We start from the raw sequence: 19217 nt of genomic DNA on the forward strand, positions 1-19217 counted from the left end.
AGTTGCACGCTTATTGCTGCCGTCAGGTTCCAGCGCATTGATGCGGCTATTCTTCGAGGGGATGACCATGTCCTGCACATTTTTCCGCCTTCTTCTAGCAAGCGCCGGTGTATTGAGTCTTGCTGCCTGTGGCGATACCGCGAAACTGCCGGCGCAGGCGGGCTTCGGGCCGGAACCGACTTTGCCGCCGCCCAGCCGATCTGCAATCCCCACGGTCAAGATTGCTCCCGCAAAAGGGTGGCCCGCTGGCACCAAACCAGTTGCGGCACCCGGCTTTGTCGTGAACGCCTATGCCAGCGGCTTGGACCATCCGCGCTGGCTGCATGTGCTGCCCAACGGCGACGTGCTGGTGGCGGAAACCGACGCTCCGCCGAAGCCGGAAGACTTCAAGGGCATTCGCGGCCGCGTGATGAAGATGGTGATGAAGCGTGCCGGCTCTGCGGGAGAAAGCGCCAACCGCATTACCCTGCTGCGCGACGCCGATGGCGATGGCACGGCCGAAACGCGGAGTGTTTTCCTTGAAGGATTGCATTCGCCGTTCGGCATGCAGCTGGTCGGCAACGACCTGTATATCGCCAACACCGACGCCTTGCTGCGTTTTAAATACACCCCAGGTACGACGAAGATCGACGGTCCTGGAGAGAAGATCGTCGACTTGCCCGCGGGGCCGATCAATCGCCACTGGACCAGGAACGTCCTCGCCAGCCGCGACGGCAAGCGGCTCTATGTGACCGTGGGATCGAACAGTGACGTCGCCGAGAAAGGCATGGAGAACGAGGTGAACCGCGCGGCAATCCTCGAAGTCGATCCGACGGCGAAGACCTACCGCGTGTTCGCTTCGGGCATCCGCAATCCGAACGGCCTTGCATGGCAGCCGCAGAGCGGCGCGCTCTGGACTGCCGTCAACGAGCGCGATGAACTCGGCAGCGACCTGGTGCCGGATTACATGACCTCGGTGAAGGACGGCGGATTCTATGGCTGGCCGTACAGCTACTATGGCAGGCATCTCGACCCGCGCGTGAAGCCGCAGCGCCCCGACCTTGTCGACAAGGCCATCGTCCCGGATTACGCGCTCGGCGCGCATACCTCATCGATCGGCCTTGCCTTCTATGACGGCAAGCTGTTCCCGCAGCGCTATGCGGGCGGTGCCTTCATCGGGCAGCACGGCTCCTGGAATCGCAACCCGCGCAGCGGCTACAAGGTGATCTTCGTTCCCTTCCGAGATGGCCGCCCCGATGGCATGCCGGAGGATATGCTGACCGGCTTCCTCGATGGCGACGGCAACGCACTCGGCCGTCCGGTCGGTGTGGTCGTGGACCGCACGGGCGCATTGCTGGTAGCAGATGATGTCGGCGACGTGGTGTGGCGGGTGGTACCGGCAAAGTAGTTTGCCGCGCTTTCGCTCCCCTCTCCCGCAAGCGGGAGAGGGGCCGGGGAAGAGGGAACCGTTCAACACAGCGCGGCCAGAATAGCGGCGCGCATCATGTCCGCTTGCCGGCTGTGTTGGTTGTAGCGGTTGTAGCCGTAGATACCGGCCGCAACACCTTCGCCGCAAACAACAGTCCCGCCAGCATCAGCACGAGCCCGGCCGGCACCCACATGATCAGTCCGCCGAGCTGCTGGTCTGCGAGGACGCTGATACCCCACTCCTCCGTTCGCCCGGCATACAGCGGATACCAGGCGCGGGGAGAAAACACCAGCAGTGCGCCCAGCATGCCGGAGTGAATCAGCGTAGTCAGCAGATAGACGACGGCCGAGCCGTCGCGCATCGGGCTGCGCGTGCCGGCCAGCGCGCTCCAGAACAGCAATGCGGAGATCAGGAAGCAGAGATGCTGCGCCACATGCACACCCTCGTGAAGCAAACCCGCCTGGAAAAAGCGTGGTACATGCCAGACCCAGAGCATGAGCGCATGTATCGACCATGCAACCAGTGGCTGCGTCAGCCAGCGCCAGCTGCTTTGCAATGGCCCCCACCGGGATACTGTTGCCACTCTCTTGCGCCACGCCGGCGAGAACGCCCAGAGATAGACGCCAAGCGGCATGCCGGCCACGAGCAGCGGTGCCGCGCCGAGCATCAGCAATTCATGCTGCAGCATGTGCGCCGCAAACAGCTCCTCTGCCCACTGGTCGACCGGCGGCAGCAAGGCGAGTGCGACGATGCCGATACCGGCGAAATAACACGCCGCACGCCAGACCGGCACGCCTGCGCCCCGCCCCGCGTGACGCCAGAGCCGCAGGGTGCCGAGAGCGTACAGCGCCACGGCGAGGATCAGTCCCGCCACGACCCACGGGTCGACATCGGCCAGCAATCCTCCACCCTCGGCACCGGAATGCGCGTGCGCCAGCGGAGCGCAGGCAATCCCGAGAATGACTGCGATCTTCACTACCAGGAATGCGGGCCGGATGACTGGCATGAAAAGAGGCGATTCGTTGGCGTAGCGCATGAAGCAATGCGACAGTTGGCAGCAGTTGGGCAATAGGTGTGCGATGGCCAATGCCCGACGGCGGGCTACGCATGCCAGCGCAGAACGGTGACGCGAATGCTGCAAGTTTTTTGCCAATGGCCCGTTCGTCACTGTCAGTCGCGCTTATGTGCATGCTTATGTGCGTGCGTGTTTATGTGGGTATCTAAGTGTTCTCAAATTGTCGGAATGTAAAAAATGCCGCCGCTTGAAAAACTGACGTAGCCGTGAAGTTCTTGCAAGGTGCGGATGCCGATGTTGTTGGTGAATGTCAGCGCTGCATGCGCGGCCGGTGCGGCTTGCTCGGCGGCGGATTGCGCGAGTCGTACGCCGGGCAGTGCTCAAGCTCGTCGCGGGTGATGCGCATCACCACGCTGCGCTCCTCGGAACTGATGTGATCGATGCGGTCGGGCGGCACGAGCACCGACTTGCCGGGCCACCAGTTGCGCGGATCGATGACCAGAAACTGTATCGACCAGTCGTCATCATCGAATAGCAGGTCTTCCACATGGCCGAAGCTTTCGTCCAGTGTCTTGATGGCGTAGCTCATCACATCCTTGCAGCTGAACAGGTGCCGGTTGTCGGGCACGTGCTCGTCCACATTGCCCGCTGTCCGGCGCGCTGCACTTTCCGCCGCCGCGCCGGGTTCGCTTCCCGGCTCTTCAAACGGCCTTTCCTCGAGTATGCCGGGATACACGCCCTCACCCCACATGTAGGGACCGGTCCAGTAATACGAGTAGCCGTAGTGGCGATGCAATTCTGCTTCATGCCGCCGCGACACCGGTTGCGCCGTGTCCACGCTCGGGCTGTCACGGATCTGCTGCCGCGTCAGGTCGGCATGCAGGACACGCAATGTCCAGTCGGGGCGCCGGATCGAGATCGGCGAGATCAGCACGTCACGCCGGACGAACCAGTCGCCGGTGTCCACGACGAGGTAGCGGATCGCCCATTTTTCCTCGTCAAAATACACGTCATCGACCGCCCCGACGTCGCCGTCCCTCGCCGCGACGGCAAAGTTGTCGAGGCCCGTTACGCTGTGCAGGAACATATGTGTCCCTCCTCAAAAACGCGACAAGTGGCGCGGGGCGGCGGAGCGCATGCGCGCCATTACTCTGTCGCCGTGACCGTTTGCGCTATTCGTCTGCCAATCACTGCGCGCCTTCCTTCAGGCGTTCAGGGCAAACGCGGTCTTCCTGACCGTTATTTTGCGCTGTCCTGTTTGCACAGTTCTGCGCGCCCCTTGCAGTCTGCTTCCCTGGAGCTGTTCTTCTTCCCGTTCCTTTTTCCGTTCATTGGCCGGTTATTTTCCGCGGGCGGCTGCGCGGTACGCTTCGGGCGTATCTGCCTCTCGGCTTGCCTCGGCTCACCTCGCTCCACATTTCCGGGTGCCTGCTTCTCGACGCCGGGATCGACATTCTTCGGCGCAGGCTTGACCGCCTTGCGGTCCGTGTCCGGCGGCATGATGATCGCGCCCCCATCCACCGGCGTCCTCGGCTCGTTGGATGCCTGCGCGCTCGCAAGAATCGGCACCGCCAGCAATGCCGCCGCAAGCACGACCTTGGTCACCGGATGCTTCATACCGACCTGCCTTTCATTTGAGATGGGCATCGAGTGCCGAGAGCAATCCCTTCCGATTGCGGTGAGTCGCTTCATAGGCGCGGATCTTCTCGATGTCTTTTCTTGACAATGCATCGAGGTGGCTGCGGACCTGCGGGATCGTCAGCCGTTGGTAATCCTTGATCGGCAGGCCGCGGTCCGGCGATTTGCCTTCCTTTTCCTTCTGCTTCTCGACACGCGTCTCGCCATATTGCGCGCGTTGTTTGTTGACAATCCGTGCAGCAACCTCGTCTTCTCGGCCCCTGTAGCGGCCTTCCTGCTTGAAGCGATGTTCGAGCTTCTTGAATTCACCCTCGCGCTTCTGGCTGGCACCGGCTGGCATGGCGTCCTCCTTTGCTTCGAATGATCACGATACCGATGATGTTTGCATATTCCGTGCCTTCGTCATGCCGGCGTTGCAGACCGCCGTTCGTGACTTCAGCCTTGGCGCGAATGATGCTTGCGTCGACACAGTCCCGTAACCTCCCAAGGAGCTGCCCATGATGGCAACTGGAATGGCCACGTCCCGCGAGCGAGCACATCGACGCCTGCACACACTGCTGCCACAACTGCCCGTTAGCTAGGTAAAGGATGGAACACGCCATGCAAGCCCATCGCCCCGGACCGGACCCGGTGCGCTCGCCGCCAGAGGTCCCTGTCACTCCGAGCCCGCAGCCTGAAATCGATCCATCCTACAAGCCAGGCCCGGAAATCCCGGAGCCGCCGCCCGACCCCGGCACGCCGTGGGGACCGGGCAGTCCGGAGATCATCCCGGACCCGTCGCCGCCGGAATACCCGGAACCGGGCGATCCTTCGCCGGGATAAGTGTGGCGGCGGGAGTTGTTCAGCGGCGTGTTATGCGCCCTGCCCCTGGTACAGCATCAACGCGCCATCCACCACGATGGTGGTGCCGTGGATGTAGCGCGCCTGTTCGGAAGCGAGGAAGACCGCAACATGGGCGATCTCCTCGGGCTTTGCGGCACGCTTCATCGGGATCGACTGCACCTGCCGCTGCAAGGCTTGCGGATCGTCCATCGCCTGCTGGTTCATCGGGGTAAGCACCATGCCGGGCGCGATGTTGTTGACGTTGATGTTTTTCTCCGCCAGTTCCAGCGCGAGCGTGGTCGTCAGGTTGCGCAAGCCGCCCTTGGAGGCATCGTAGGCGGAAGCGCCCGCACGCGGGATCTCCTGGTGCACGCTGGTGATGTTGATGATGCTGCCGTGCCGGCCGCTGCCCTCGATGCAGCGGATGAATTCACGGCAGCAGTAGAACGGCCCGTACAGGTTGGTGCGGATGGTGTTATCCCAGTCCTCGTCGCTCATGTCGTGCACGTGCTTGCCCGAGGCATCAATGCCGGAATTGTTGACGAGGATCGTCGGTACGCCGAGTTGCGTCTTCACGTCCCGGAACAGCGCCGCGACCTTGCCGGAATCGCGCTGGTCGAGCTGGAATACCGCCGCCTTGCGCCCGGCCGCTTCCACGTCGAGCGCGGTATGGTCCGCACCTTGCCGGTCACGAAAATACGTGATCACGACATCCGCGCCTTCCTGTGCAAGCGCTATCGCCGTGGCCTGTCCGATACCGGAATCCGATCCGGTGACGATGGCGAGTTCGCCCCGCAGTCTTTGCTGGTTCATGCTCTTCTCCACAAGATGCAAGGGCACGCTTGCAGTGCAGGAAACAACGGGAAGAATCTACCGGGTGGCGGAAAAATTTACCGTTCGTGTTAGCCGTGAGCGCGCCCTGGTGCACGTGCCTGGTGCCCCCGGCGAAACTTCAAGCCGTGCAGGAGCCATGCCAGATACCGGGGCGGCAATCAATGGTGGTCTTGGTGAAATGCTTTCGTGAAATTGCAGCTTAGTTAGGCGCTACCGCAGCAGTACGCCGGACGGCATAAGCGCTCGCGATGCGGAACTGGTTCTTCCCCGACCGCTTAGCCTGGTACATCAAGCGGTCGGCAACATCCATCACATGACGGCAATCGCTGCAGCCGCCCTCCCTGCCGAGCACGCAAATGCCGATGCTTGCGCCGAGCCGCAAGTCGGGGCGTCCCGGGATGCGCACTTCCGCAATCGAGTCGATCGCTTTCTGGGCGAGGCGTTCGACGCCGTCGAGGCCTGAAACCTCGCTCAGCACGATGCCGAACTCGTCGCCGCCGACGCGCGCAATCCTGTCGCTGCTGCGAAAGCAGCTGCGCAGCCGCATCGCCACTTCCCGCAGCGCCTCGTCGCCCGCCGCATGCCCGCAGCTGTCGTTGACGGCCTTGAAGCCGTCGAGGTCGAGCAGCATGACGGCGCCGCGCGTACCCTTGTCCCGGGCCTGGTCGAGCGCATTCTGCAAGGCGATGAAGAAGCCGGAACGGTTCAGCAGTTCTGTCAGCGAATCGGTGCGCGAGGCGGATTCGAAAATCGCGGCGCGCGCCTGCATCGCGCGCTTGGCCTGTTCCACCTGCTCCGCAAGCACCACGGTGTACCAGGGAAGGATGAGGATGGAGGCAATGAGGCCGTCGTACACCAGCGGCCCGAGGTCCCAGTTGGGCGAATACGCGAGCGCGGTTCCCGTGCATAGCGCACCGGTCACCGCAGACAGCTTGGCAAAGCGCGGGCCGTTGCGCAGGCCGTTGCCGATGGCCATCAGCACCGGTCCCCACATCACCGGTGCCATCACGTCACCCGCATGGTAGGCGGCAAAGGCGAACACCGCCTGGTCCAGCGTAATCGACAGCACACGGCGCGAGCGGAATGTCAGCAGCGACAGATGCACGACGCCCATCCAGACAAAGGCGAAGCTGAAGAAAGCGGTGACGCCCAGCGCGGCATTCCTGAGATTGCCGATGTGTCCGGTGACGTAGGCGAGCATCAGATAAAGGGAAAACGCACAGACGAGCGTCAGCCGGAAACAGGCATGGCCCATTTCGTCGCCAAGGTTTAAGGGAAGGATCTTTCGCAACAGCGGTCGTACGAACGAAACTGCCATGTGTCTCCTGCCTCGTTGTTTGTGTTCTTCGCTTACCGGGAGTGTCAACGACAGCCGCAGCGCACGTCGGATATCGTCACTCGCATGTCGCGGGGTGGTAGCAAGAAGCTATTTCTTTTTGGCAATTCAGTGTACGAGGAGTGGCCTCTATGTTTTTAACTTTTTGTAGAGCACCGTCACTAAAAGTGATCAGAATTGAAACGCGCACATTGCCGTTTGAATAATCACCGAATGCACGGCGATGCGACGAGGTCCATGTATAAAGCAGGCAGAGACGCTCATGGAGGGCAAACGTACTTGCCCTCGTTGCAACGTCTCCTTATCAGAACGTCATGCTGTCTGCCATCCCTATCCCGCAAGCTTCTTTGCAATTCTGGCCACGTGCCTTCCCTGGAATCGCGCGATGGCCAGTTCGTTCTCCGAGGGCTGGCGCGAGCCGTCAGTGCCGACAATCGTGGTTGCGCCATAGGGCGTGCCGCCGCTGATCTCATCCATCCCGGTCAGGCGCTGTTCCGAATAAGGCGTACCGACGATGACCATTCCCTGGTGCAACAGGGTCGTGTGAAAACTCGTGATCGTGGTCTCCTGGCCGCCGTGCTGGCTCGCCGTGCTCGTGAAGACGCTGCCCACCTTGCCGATCAGCGAGCCCTTCACCCAGAGCCCGCCGGTCTGGTCAAGAAAATTGCGCATCTGCGCGGCCATGTTGCCAAAGCGCGTGGGCGTGCCGAAGATGATTGCGTCCGCGTCGGCGAGTTGCTCCGGCTTCATGACGGGAATATGCGCGAAGGCCGCGCGCGCGGCCTTGGCACCGCTTTTTTCCAGCACGTCATCCGGCACCAGTTCCGGCACCTGGAACACCGTCACATCGACATCCGGCTCCTCCCTGGCGCCGGCAGCAATCGCCTCGGCCATTTTGTAGATGTGTCCGTACATGCTGTAAAACACCACGTGGATTTTCGTTGCCATGCTACCTCCTGTGAACTGGGATGACCGGTGCCCGGTTTGAACGAGGGATGTGCAAAAAATTCCTGCGCCCCCATGCATGCAAGAGCGCAACGGCTGAACCGCGCCCCTCCATGCGCGATTGACCACCGGCCTAAAGCCGCTGATACTTTCGCAGGTGCAAAACACTCCCCCTCCCTCATCACTTCAATCCATGTGGCTGCGTGCAACGACTCTCATTCCCGCGATCGCCTTGACTTTGTTGCCAGTCGCCGCGACGGCAGTGCAAACATCCACCACGGTTCCGTCTGCGACAGCGACCAATTCGCTCGGCATGGAATTCGTTCTCATCCCCGCCGGTGAATTTCTCATGGGCAGTGATGAATCGGTGGAAGCGCTGGCAAAGGGCTTTCCCCACTATGACGTGAAGCGCTTTCTTGAGCTCACCGACGAACAGCCGGTGCACAGGGTGCGCATCACGCGTCCCTTCTTCATGGGCAAGCATGAAGTGACCGTCGGCCAGTTCCGCCGCTTTCTCGCGGCTTCCGGCTATCGGCCCGAATCCGAAGCGGACGGCACGGGCGGCTACGGCTACAACCCGTCCTACGATCCGGCGAAATCCGTCAAGGGCGACGCCTTCGAAGGGCGCGACCGGAAATACTCCTGGCAAAACCCCGGTTTTCCGCAGGACGATGCGCACCCGGTCGTCAACGTCACCTGGAACGATGCAGTCGCGATGGCCAAATGGCTGAGCGCAACGGAAGGCAGGACATACCGCCTGCCGACGGAAGCGGAATGGGAATACGCGGCGCGCGCCGGCACGCGCAGCCGCTACCACAGCGGCAACGATCCGCAATCGCTGCTTGCGGCGGCAAACGTGTTCGATGCCGACGCCATGCAGCACTGGCCGAAGTGGCGGACATTCGCCCTTACCGGCAGCGACGGCTTTGCATTCACCGCGCCGGTCGGCAGCTTCGCGCCGAACGCATTCGGCCTGTTCGACATGCACGGCAATGTGTGGGAATGGACCGCCGACTGGCACGACGACCGTTACTACGCCAATTCGCCGGTGGACGATCCGCAAGGGCCGGCGTCCGGCACGGTGCGCGTGCGGCGCGGCGGATCGTGGCATACATGGCCGCTCTATGCGAGGTCGTCATACCGCAACTGGAATGCACCGCAGACCCGCTACACGCTGGTCGGCATACGGCTCGTGCGCGAAGCGGACTGATGCCGCCGCAAGACGGCTCACTCAATAGTTGAATCAGGAAGGATAGGACATGCTGAACGGCCTGTGGCTGGGCTTTTTTGTGGTTGCTGCGGTGAGCGCCTTCGGGCGCTGGCTGGTGGGCGATGAGGCCGGCGTGTTCGCCGCGATGGTCGAAAGCCTGTTCGGCATGGCGAAACTCTCGGTCGACGTCATGGTGCTGCTGTTCGGCACCCTCACCCTCTGGCTGGGGTTCCTGCGCATCGCGGAAAAAGCCGGACTGGTGGAGACGCTGGCGCGCTGGCTCGCGCCACTGTTTCGCCGGCTGATGCCGGAGGTGCCGAGCGGCCATCCCGCGCTCGGCCTGATCACGCTGAACTTTACCGCCAACGGCCTGGGGCTGGACAATGCGGCGACGCCAATCGGACTGAAGGCCATGCGTGCCCTGCAGGAACTCAACCCCAATCCCTCAGTCGCAAGCAACGCACAGATTCTCTTCCTGGTGCTGAATGCATCGTCACTCACCCTGCTGCCGGTATCGATCTTCATGTACCGCATGCAGCAAGGTGCGGCGGACCCGACGCTGGTGTTCCTGCCGATCCTGATCGCCACCAGCGCGTCGACAGTGGCCGGCTTCCTGTCCGTGGCATTCATGCAGCGACTCAAACTGCGCGACCCGGTGGTGCTGGCGTGGCTGGGCGGCTTCGCGCTGCTAATGGGTGGGTTCATGGCAACGCTGGCCGGCTTGACCGCCGCTGCCCTCGCCAGCCTGTCTGCACTGCTCGGCAACCTCGTGCTGTTTTCCCTGATCCTGCTGTTCCTGCTGTTTGGCGCGCTGCGCCGCGTGCCGGTGTACGAGAGCTTTGTCGAAGGCGCCAAGGAAGGTTTCGACGTGGCGAAGAACCTGCTGCCCTATCTGGTCGCCATGTTGTGCGCGGTGGGTGTGCTGCGCGCTTCCGGCGCACTCGACATGGCCCTGGGCGCGATTCGCTATCTGACCGAGATGGCGGGCTGGGACACGCGCTTCGTCGATGCCTTGCCGACCGCGCTGGTCAAACCGTTCTCCGGCAGCGCCGCGCGTGCCATGCTGATCGAACTGATGCAGGCCAAAGGCGTGGACAGCTTCCCTGCGTTACTGGCCGCGACGGTACAAGGCAGCACCGAGACGACCTTCTATGTACTGGCGGTGTATTTTGGCGCTGTCGGCATCCAGCGTGCACGGCATGCGGTCGGCTGTGCACTGCTGGCTGACCTTGCCGGCGTGCTGGCGTCGATTGCGGTGTGCTACTGGTTCTTCGGCTGAAAATGCTCTAATTCAGGCGCGCCGCGAAATCTTGCCCGCCGCCTTGATCAGCAGCTTTTCCAGCTGGGCCGCCGGCAAGGGATCGCTAATGCAGGAACCCTGGATCTCGTCGCAGGATGTGGTGCGCAAGAAGGCGAGGTGCTCCTCGCTCTCCACGCCTTCCGCGACGACCGACAGGTTCAGCGTATGCGCAAGGTTGATGATGGCTTCCGCAAGGCGCCACGGGTTGGCGTCATCCGGCTGCTTCTGCAGCAGGAAGGAGCGGTCGAGCTTCAGACTGTCCAGCGGGAACCGGCACAGATAGGCCAGCGACGAATAGCCGGTGCCAAAATCGTCCACCGACAGGCGCAGGCCGAGCGCCTTGAGTTCGCGCAACAGGCCGGCCGCCATGTCAGTGTCTTCCATCAGCGCCGTCTCCGTCAGTTCCAGCTCCAGCTGCCCCGGTTGCAGCCCGCTGTTGCGCAAGGCATGCACGACGGAGAACAGGACCTTCTTGTTCCGCAGCTGCCGCGCCGACAGATTGACCGAGATGGTGAGCGGGCGGCCATAGCGCGCGGTCCATTTTTGCACCTGTGAAGTCGCCTGCCGCAACACCCAGTCGGTGATCTCTTCGATCAAGCAGGTTTCCTCGGCCAGCGGGATGAAATCTGCCGGAGAAATGGGACCCAGCTCCGGATGCGTCCAGCGCAGCAGCGCCTCCATGCCGGTAATGTCGTAGGTCTTCAGGTTGACCCGCGGCTGGAAATGCACCTGGAATTCGTTGCGCGCAAGCGCATGGCGCAGCGCCGCCTGCAGCAACATGCGCGAACGCGACGCGGCACCCATTTCCGCGGTATAGAAGCGGAAGGTGCCGCCGCCGGCCGCCTTGGCGCGGTACAGCGCGGTATCGGCGTTCTGCAGCAGCGCATCGGTCGTTTCACCGTCCTGGGGATACATGGCGATGCCAATCGACGCCGCCACCTTGAATTCCTGGCCGGCCACCAGCACCGGCGCTTCCAGCGCCTTGCGCAGCTTCTCGGCAAGCCGCACGGCAGAGATGTCCCCGTTGCGGCACGACGAGACCACCACGAATTCGTCTCCACCGAGGCGCGACACCGTATCGTCCGGACGCAAACAGCGTGTGAAGCGGCCGGCGACCTCCTTGAGCATCGTGTCGCCGGCGGCGTGGCCGAGCGAGTCATTTACTTCCTTGAAATTGTCGAGGTCGATGAAGAACACCGCCAGCGGCAGGTCGCCGCGCTGCTCCGTCAGCCGCTGCTTGAGGCGCGTCTGCAACAGCGTGCGGTTCGGCAGCTCCGTCAATGCATCGCGCGTCGCAAGGCGCTCCAGCGTGCGAGCGTTGCGGACTTCGTGCGTGACGTCCCGACTGACACCGCGATAGCCACGGAACTCGCCGTTTTCGCTGAAAGGCTCGCCGGAAAGGCGCAGGTAACGCACCGTGCCGGGAAACGTCGCCAGTTCCGCCGGATAAATGATGTCATGGAAGGGTTTGCGCGCCGCGATGCTTTCCTGGGCGGTGATCAGGCCCGGTGCCGACGGGTCCTTCACATGCGAACTGAAGACGGTCCCGAGCAGCAGCTCCGGCCGTATCCGCAGGTGCTGGAACAAGCCGTCCGAGAGGAAGGTGAACCGATTCTGTGCGTCCGTCTCCCAGTACCAGTCCGAGGACAGCGACGTCAGGCTGCGGAAGCGCTCTTCTCTTCTGGCAAGTTCGCGCTGGGCCTCGATCTGCGCCGTGATGTCGCGCGCAATCGACACGACGCCCAACTTGGCACCGGTATGCGGGTCCCGGATCGCGCGGGTGCTGGCACCCAGCCAAACCCAGCTTCCGTTCTTGTGGCGGAAGCGGATAGTCGACAGCGCACGGCGGCGGCCGCCCTCGTTTTCCTTCCGGTCCTGCTCCAGGTCGTCCGGATGGATGTAGTCGTACAGGTGCGTGCCGACCAGCTCATGCGGTTCGTATCCGAGCGTGTCCTTGTGCGAAGGCGAGGCGTACACGTAGATATTGTTTGCATCGCTATGGGAAATCAGGTCGCGGGCGTTTTCTGTCAGCAACTTGTGCACGAGTTCGCTGCGGGCCTGCTGTTCGAGCGTTTTGTGTTTCTCTGTTACATCGACCCATGTGCCGGCGTAGCCCTGCAGCTTGCCTTCGGCCGCAAACTTTGGCGCGGCCATTTCCATGACCCAGCGAATTGAAGCATCGCTGCGCTGGATCCGGTATTCCACCTGGTATTCGCGCCGGTTTCTTTTTGCATCGGCAATTGCATGCGCGACACGCGCCTTGTCATCCGCGTGGATGAACTGCCACAGGTCTGGCAGGCAGATGTCGCCGGGAGCGGAAAGTCCCTGCATGCAGGCAGGGTTGAGATAGGTGCAACGGCCGCTGAGATCGGTTTCCCATACGATCATCGTGGAGTGTTCTGCCAGAGCGCGCACGATGCTCTGCAAGTCCGGTTTGCTGCCTGAAGAGGAACTCATGGTGGTTTCAACCCCTGCCAGGCGCTGTTGATCGATGGTTGTACATGGCTGGCTATGTTACCACTATGGCATGCGACGCATCCGTTCGATACCACCAGAGTGTGATGAACTGTTTCAGCCGCGTTTCAACCGCCGCTCTCGATCACCTTCAGGCGCTCTGGCTTTGACGTAAACGCATTGTCGGCGGTGCCGCAATGATCGAAACACTTCGTAACACACTTCCTAGCTTGGCACCGAAATTGCACATGCTCCGGCATACATTGTGAAGAGCGGTGCATTCGCCGTATTGAATGCCCTTTAAGAAGTGCAACCGCAGCGCATTCCCTTGTGGAACGTGCAGGAATATTGAAATGGAAGAGTGAGAATGAACGTGATGAAGACAGAAATGAAGCGCGAGGAAATACTCGCACTGGCACACCAGGCAAAGCTGATGATTGTCGATGGTAATGTCTCTTACCTCAATGACATGGCAACCGATAAGGAACTAATCAATTTTGTCCGCTTGCTGGAATCGAAATTCAGCGTTCAAAAAGAAGTAGCCTGACTTAAAGGACACACCCTGATTCCCGGCACATCGGCTGTCTTGCCAGCCTGCTGCTACCGGGATGCAGCGCACCCAACCGGTGGAGGTCGATGCGAGGCTGACCTCGGTTATCCGGAATGGGATCGGCCTTCGGAAATCCGGTCGATCCTGTCCAACTCTTCTCGTGCTGCGACGAACACGGCGACAACCGCCACGGCAGTCAGCAGAGCCAGTAAAAAAATAATCGCTGAAACCATCGCCCCTCCCTATCGGTCACGCCAGGTTCTGGTTCATTACAGCACTGGGGCAACCGCCAAAGATTGCGCCTGATCAACCCTGCTTCAAGCTGGCCGCAAGAGCCTCTTCGAGCCTTTTGCAGGTGCCAGCTCGTTTCCGAAGTGCGGCACACCCATTTCCGTATCGCAACATCTCCGCCGAAAACATATTTAATTAGCCATAAACTCGCCCATTTTCGCGCTTTCTATCGCATCCATAGAAAAAAACACCGAATTTTGCCCCCAGTGAAGGCAACCATTACGTAGCGGCCTTGTCCTAGAACTGCTTACCCGAAATGTTGCGCGCTGTACAGTTTGTATAAACAGTCGAAGGCGTGCAGTTTTAACTGTTTTATAGGAACAACGAATGCCAAACTTTTCGAAGGTGTATGACTCCTTCAAAAATGCCTACGTCGTCACGGCGCTGCTCGTGCTGGTGGCTTTTGCGACCGTCGCGGCCGCAGTTTTCAAGCCGCTGACCCTGCGTGACGCCACGCCTGTTGTCCGTACACAGGACATCTCCGAGATCACCAAGCTCGCCGCCAACAAAGCGCGTCTGGATTACCTGCTCGTCGCCGAGCCGCTGTCGGACTTCCCACGCTATGTCTTTAAATACAAGGACGAAGCCCAGATCCATGTGGTGAAAGTGCCGAGCACGTCTCACTCCAACCTGGAGCGCGAGGTATTGCTGAAAAATGCCATTCCGTATGCGATCGCCAAGGACGACTTCCTCGCCAAGAATGAAGACGTGCTCAAGGATGAAGGCAGCCAGAACGACTTCGCCTCCAATGTCGGTAGCTTCCTTGCGCGCAACGCCATCGGCATCCTGCTACTGATCTTCCTTTTCGTCGGCCTGAAGAAAGGCATGCCGGGCATGTCCTCCGGCGCGGCCAACGTCATCAAGCCGGACAGCCTGAAGGGCAGCATGGACGACCTCGTCGGCATGGAAGACATCAAGCAGGAAGTCGCGCACCTGGAAGAAATGATCCGCAACCGTGACCTGTACCGCTCGCATAACATCGACAAGCCGTTCAACGTGATGCTGACCGGCCCTGCCGGCACCGGCAAGACCAAGCTCGCCGGCTACCTGGCGAAGAAGCTCGACATCCCGCTGATCCAGGCGTCCGGCTCTGGCCTTGAAAACGGCTTCGTCGGCGGCGGCTCCAAGGCGCTGAACGCGATTTACAAAAAGGCATGCGCACAGGGCCGCTGCATCATCTTCCTCGATGAAGCACAAAGCCTGTTCATGCCGCGTGGCCGAAGCGACAAGAAATGGGATGACGATACCGCCAACACGCTGCTCAGCCTGCTCGACGGCGTCAAGAGCGACCAGGGTTCCGGCGTGATCTGGGTGGTGGCGTCCAACTTCGATGATGTGAATTCGCAGATGGACGAAGCGATGCTGCGCCGCTTCCAGGTGAAGATCAACTTCCGCCTGCCGAACAGGTCGGAGCGCCGCGAACTGCTGAAAGTGTTCCTGAACAAGAAGGATCCGGAATGCGTGAACTGGTCCGACCTGAATCTGGATTACGTGGCGGATATCACCGCGAACATGAGCCCGGCCCTGCTGGAAACCGTGGTCGACCGTGCCAGCATGATCGCGATCCAGGAAAAGATCCAGATCACCACTGACGTGCTGTTCCGCGCTTTCGAGCGTGCCTCGATCGGTCTGACCGACCGCGCAACGACGGCGGAGCAGGACAAGAAGCGCGAGCGCGTGGCATTGCACGAGCTGGGCCACTTCTTCATGCAGATCGACCCGTTGCTGCGCCAGGGCAAGAGCTGGGGCGAGGTAAAGGCCCAGTCGCACCTGCTGAAGATCAGCACCGAATCCGTTTCCAAGATCGGCGCGCTCGGCTATGTGCTGTCATCCGGAGAAGACGTGTCGCTGCAGACGCTGGAGGAAATGGAACAGGACGTGATCCAGCTGTACGGCGGCGTGGCTGCGGAAGAACTGTTCTACGGCGCACGCGGCATCTCGACCGGCAGCCAGAACGACATCCAGAAGATCACGGCAAAGCTTGACCTGATGGTCAACCAGTTGTCGATGTACTCGCGCTCCAAGGTCGATTACACCCGCTTCAAGCGTGAGGCCTCCAACGACGAGGCGGTGCGCCAGGTCGAATCCAAGGCGGACGAGTTGTACACCCGCACGCTGGACGCGATGAAGGACTACAAGGACCTGATGTGGGACCTGAAGGATGTGCTGCTGGAGCGTTTTGTCCTGTCCAAGGACGAGGTGTTCTCACTGCTGGAAGAAATGACCAAGCCGCAGCAGAAGGCGGCCTGAACCGGAACCACCTTTTCCTGAAAAGCATGCAATGCCCCGGCATCCCCGGGGCATTTTTTTATATGGTCTTCTTGCAGCCGACTTGCAAAGAGGGCGATCGATTTCCTGAAACCAAGAAAGCGCGCATCCCGATTTCGAGAGAAACCGAGCATTTTGTCCGTGCCCGTTGCCTGCAAGACAAGACGATCTGCGGCACACAAAATTGCAACGGGGGCGTCTGGCTACCAGACGCCCCCGCTTTCGCTTATACCGCCCTCGACAAAATCACGCCGCCTGGGCGCTCCGGCTCGATTCATGCGCCTCGCGCAATGCGCTTGCTACCGGCATCAACCCGGACAGCGACAAGTCCTCCAGCAGGACCTTGGGCGAAGCATCAATCGCGGGATAATTGCGCACGATGGAGCGGCGGTAACTCGGGTCGTAATGATTGCGCATCAGCCGCTCGAACAACTCCGGCACGGCATGCCGCGCTGCCAGCTCCTGCCATGCGGCGAATTCTTCGCCGCCGACCAGTGGACGCAGATGTGCCAGTCGGTCGATCAGCGCCTGAGGATCCTGTTCAAAGTGGGCATAATCCTCACGCAGCAGTTGCACCCGCTGCGGCATGGCGGCGTCAACCGCGATCGTCAGCCCCTTGCGCATGCCGGTCAACAGCGCTTCCGGCACTTGCACCTGCCCGATCTTCTTGCTCTCCGCCTCCACCCAGACCGGGCGTGCGGGATCGAACTGAGCGAGTTGCCGTAACAGCAAGCTATCGAACATCTTCTGTGTCGGCTGCTTCTTGCCCGGCACCGCGCCGATGATGGAGCCGCGATGGACGGCAATCCCTTCCAGGTCGAGCACTTGCGCGCCCTGCTCCTGCAACGCGGCCAGCAGGCGGGTCTTGCCGCAGCCGGTCGGGCCGGACACCACGATATACCGAAAATTCAGGGGCACCGCGGCCAGTTGCTCGTTCACCCAGCGACGGTAAGCCTTCCAGCCGCCCTTGAGTTTCTCGACGCGATAGCCGATTGTCGCAAGCACATCGAACCAGACCTGGCTGCGCTTGCCGCCGCGGAAGCAGTACACCAGGATCTTGCTGCGCGCCTCGCACTTCGAGATATCGGTCTCGATGTGACGCGCAATGTTCATCAGCGAATAGCGTGCACCGAGCTGATAGGCACCGAGCGGATTCGTGCGGTGCAGCGTGCCTACCTCGGCATATTCCTGGTCATTGACAACCGGCAGGTTGATCGCGCCGGGGATGCGGTCTTCATCGTATTCGTGCGGGCTGCGCGCGTCGATGATCAGTTCATAGGAAGTGAAGTCTTGCATGCCCCACATTGTACGTGTTCGCGTCGGATTTGAGCCAGTTGAGGGATAATCTCGGTCTTGCCTGAAAGCTGATAACCATGAACGCTCCCACCGAGATACGACTTACCTCTTTTTCCCACGGCGGCGGCTGCGGCTGCAAGATCGCGCCCGGCGTGCTCGCCGATATCCTGAAGCGCTCCGGCGGCTTTCCCGTGCCGAAGGAGCTGCTGGTCGGCATCGAGACTGCCGATGATGCGGCCGTCTACAAGCTCAATGACGAGCAGGCGCTGATCGCCACCACCGACTTCTTCATGCCGATCGTGGACGATCCGTACGACTTCGGCCGCATCGCGGCGACCAATGCGATTTCCGATGTCTATGCGATGGGCGGCACGCCGATCATGGCACTCGCACTGGTCGGCATGCCGATCAACCAGCTGCCACTCGATATCGTCGGCAAGATCCTGCAGGGCGGCGAGTCGATCTGCGCCGAAGCCGGCATCCCGATCGCCGGCGGGCACACCATCGATTCGGTCGAGCCGATCTACGGGCTCGTCGTCATGGGCCTGGTGCATCCGTCCAGGGTCAAGCGCAATGCGGATGCCAAGGCTGGCGACAAGCTAATCCTCGGCAAGCCGCTCGGCGTCGGCATCCTCTCCGCAGCCCTGAAGAAGAATGCGCTGGACGCCGCCGGCTATGCCGCGATGATCGAGAATACGACGAAACTCAACAAGCCGGGCAAGGCCTTGTCGGAGCTCCCCGGCGTGCATGCAATGACCGACGTTACCGGCTTCGGCCTGCTCGGCCATCTTCTCGAACTGGCCCGTGGCGCACAGCTGGGTGCGCGCGTGGACATGCACCGCGTTCCATTGCTTCCCAACGTACAGGCGTTGGCGGAGCAAGGGTATGTGACCGGCGCCTCGGGACGTAACTGGGCCGGCTACGGCCATGAGGTTGCGCTGGCGGATACCATCACGCCGGTGCAGCGTGCGTTGTTGACCGACCCGCAGACATCGGGCGGCCTGCTTGTTTCGTGTGCGCCGGATGCAGTCGATGACGTGCTGGCGCTGTTCCGCCGTGAAGGCTTCGCCCACGCGGCAGTCATCGGAGAAGTGCAAGACGGCCCGGCAAGGGTGGATGTGGCCGCATAGAAAATCACGGCTGCGGCACGTGCAGGCGGCCGACGACTTTCATCTCCCCGTCCGCAGCCGGCAGGACCACCACCATTTCCCCGGATGAGGGCGACACGCCGGTCAGCGCCCGGATGTTCACATTGTGCGTCACTAACACCAGGTTGCCTGACGCCGACCGTCGGGCAACGGCTGCCTTCACCGCACGTATTTTTTCTTCGTTACGTCGCGCGTCGTCGTCATTGAACATCGAGTCCAGCATCGTCGCCGGCGTCGCCCGCCCGAAAGCAAGCCGGGCCGTATCGAGGCAACGGCACCAGCGACTGGACAAGACATCCGACACCGGAATCGCGCGGCTGCGAAACGCTTCGCCGATGCGCCGCGCGTCCTCGCGCCCCTGGGCCGACAGGTTGCGCTGCGTCCTGCAGTCGCCCAGCCGAAAGCCCGGCGGGTCGCCGATGCGCGGCTCCGTCACCGCATGCCGGATCAGTACGACATGGCCGCCGTTTTTCAACGCCGACCAGACGGCTTCTTCTTCCGCGTCCTGTGCAGCCGTGTCCTGCAACCGTATCGCCAGCAACAGCAAAAGCAGGATGCCTGCCGCTTGCCTGAGCATCGTCCTCTCTCCCGATTGCGCCCCGATACGCGAAGCTTCATTCAAAAGCAGGTCGCCGTCGCCGCATTTGATCTCGGCCAAGGCAAACACTTTGCTCTTTCTCAACAAAATGGCGCGCGCCTGAA

The 19217-nt window shown here is 61.5% G+C and carries 17 protein-coding genes; 7 read left to right on the top strand and 10 right to left on the bottom strand.

Going from position 1 to position 19217, the window contains the following annotated elements:
• Positions 1-61: 61 nt before the first annotated feature.
• Positions 62-1387 carry a PQQ-dependent sugar dehydrogenase gene (locus tag ACYVIA_RS16685; protein ID WP_460842795.1) on the top strand — a complete coding sequence of 442 codons (1326 nt, stop codon included), beginning with the start codon at positions 62-64 and terminating at the stop codon, positions 1385-1387.
• Positions 1388-1481: 94 nt separating this feature from the next.
• Here ACYVIA_RS16685 and ACYVIA_RS16690 read toward each other — a convergent pair whose 3' ends face one another.
• From ACYVIA_RS16690 to ACYVIA_RS16705, 4 genes are all read right to left on the bottom strand, one after another.
• A complete protein-coding gene (locus ACYVIA_RS16690) occupies positions 1482-2444 on the bottom strand; it encodes a cytochrome c oxidase assembly protein (protein WP_460842748.1) in 963 nt (320 codons plus the stop codon).
• Between the two features lie 289 nt (positions 2445-2733).
• Entirely contained in the window at positions 2734-3510 is a 777-nt protein-coding gene (locus ACYVIA_RS16695; protein ID WP_460842750.1) for a PRC-barrel domain-containing protein, read from the bottom strand.
• 152 nt (positions 3511-3662) lie between these two features.
• The gene (locus tag ACYVIA_RS16700; RefSeq protein WP_460842752.1) at positions 3663-4040 is read right to left on the bottom strand and encodes a hypothetical protein; all 378 of its coding nucleotides are present in this window, start codon (positions 4038-4040) and stop codon (positions 3663-3665) included.
• A 13-nt stretch (positions 4041-4053) separates the two neighbouring features.
• Positions 4054-4401, bottom strand: coding sequence for a hypothetical protein (locus tag ACYVIA_RS16705; RefSeq protein WP_460842753.1), 348 nt, complete (start codon positions 4399-4401; stop codon positions 4054-4056).
• 260 nt (positions 4402-4661) lie between these two features.
• On the opposite strand from ACYVIA_RS16705, the gene ACYVIA_RS16710 reads away from it, so the two are divergent.
• The gene (locus ACYVIA_RS16710; RefSeq protein ID WP_460842755.1) at positions 4662-4883 is read left to right on the top strand and encodes a hypothetical protein; all 222 of its coding nucleotides are present in this window, start codon (positions 4662-4664) and stop codon (positions 4881-4883) included.
• 30 nt (positions 4884-4913) lie between these two features.
• On the opposite strand, the gene ACYVIA_RS16715 is transcribed toward ACYVIA_RS16710, so the two are convergent.
• From ACYVIA_RS16715 to wrbA, 3 genes are all read right to left on the bottom strand, one after another.
• On the bottom strand, positions 4914-5696 hold the full coding sequence (locus ACYVIA_RS16715) for an SDR family oxidoreductase (RefSeq protein ID WP_460842756.1): 783 nt from the start codon (positions 5694-5696) through the stop codon (positions 4914-4916).
• A 220-nt stretch (positions 5697-5916) separates the two neighbouring features.
• On the bottom strand, positions 5917-7035 hold the full coding sequence (locus tag ACYVIA_RS16720; RefSeq protein WP_460842758.1) for a GGDEF domain-containing protein: 1119 nt from the start codon (positions 7033-7035) through the stop codon (positions 5917-5919).
• A gap of 348 nt (positions 7036-7383) precedes the next feature.
• The gene (wrbA, locus tag ACYVIA_RS16725; protein WP_460842760.1) at positions 7384-8001 is read right to left on the bottom strand and encodes an NAD(P)H:quinone oxidoreductase; all 618 of its coding nucleotides are present in this window, start codon (positions 7999-8001) and stop codon (positions 7384-7386) included.
• 190 nt (positions 8002-8191) lie between these two features.
• Here wrbA and ACYVIA_RS16730 point away from each other — a divergent pair, with 190 nt between their 5' ends.
• Together ACYVIA_RS16730 and ACYVIA_RS16735 are read left to right on the top strand one after the other, a co-directional pair.
• Positions 8192-9208: a formylglycine-generating enzyme family protein gene (locus tag ACYVIA_RS16730; protein WP_460842762.1), complete on the top strand. Its 1017-nt coding sequence runs from the start codon at positions 8192-8194 to the stop codon at positions 9206-9208.
• A 49-nt stretch (positions 9209-9257) separates the two neighbouring features.
• Complete coding sequence (locus tag ACYVIA_RS16735) at positions 9258-10487, top strand: nucleoside recognition domain-containing protein (protein WP_460842764.1); 1230 nt, start codon at positions 9258-9260, stop codon at positions 10485-10487.
• A 12-nt stretch (positions 10488-10499) separates the two neighbouring features.
• Here the strand turns inward: ACYVIA_RS16735 and ACYVIA_RS16740 are convergent, their stop codons facing one another.
• Positions 10500-12965, bottom strand: coding sequence for a sensor domain-containing protein (locus tag ACYVIA_RS16740; protein ID WP_460842765.1), 2466 nt, complete (start codon positions 12963-12965; stop codon positions 10500-10502).
• A 364-nt stretch (positions 12966-13329) separates the two neighbouring features.
• Between ACYVIA_RS16740 and ACYVIA_RS16745 the strand changes: the two genes are divergently transcribed.
• Together ACYVIA_RS16745 and ACYVIA_RS16750 are read left to right on the top strand one after the other, a co-directional pair.
• Positions 13330-13509 carry a hypothetical protein gene (locus ACYVIA_RS16745; protein ID WP_460842767.1) on the top strand — a complete coding sequence of 60 codons (180 nt, stop codon included), beginning with the start codon at positions 13330-13332 and terminating at the stop codon, positions 13507-13509.
• A gap of 621 nt (positions 13510-14130) precedes the next feature.
• Positions 14131-16053, top strand: a complete 1923-nt coding sequence (locus ACYVIA_RS16750) for an AAA family ATPase (RefSeq protein WP_460842768.1) — start codon at positions 14131-14133, stop codon at positions 16051-16053.
• 264 nt (positions 16054-16317) lie between these two features.
• Here ACYVIA_RS16750 and mnmH read toward each other — a convergent pair whose 3' ends face one another.
• On the bottom strand, positions 16318-17367 hold the full coding sequence (mnmH, locus tag ACYVIA_RS16755; protein WP_460842770.1) for a tRNA 2-selenouridine(34) synthase MnmH: 1050 nt from the start codon (positions 17365-17367) through the stop codon (positions 16318-16320).
• 77 nt (positions 17368-17444) lie between these two features.
• Between mnmH and selD the strand changes: the two genes are divergently transcribed.
• Positions 17445-18497, top strand: coding sequence for a selenide, water dikinase SelD (selD, locus tag ACYVIA_RS16760; protein ID WP_460842771.1), 1053 nt, complete (start codon positions 17445-17447; stop codon positions 18495-18497).
• A gap of 4 nt (positions 18498-18501) precedes the next feature.
• Here the strand turns inward: selD and ACYVIA_RS16765 are convergent, their stop codons facing one another.
• Positions 18502-19197, bottom strand: coding sequence for a histidine phosphatase family protein (locus tag ACYVIA_RS16765; RefSeq protein WP_460842773.1), 696 nt, complete (start codon positions 19195-19197; stop codon positions 18502-18504).
• Positions 19198-19217: the final 20 nt, after the last annotated feature.

The organism is Noviherbaspirillum agri, from assembly GCF_054780595.1.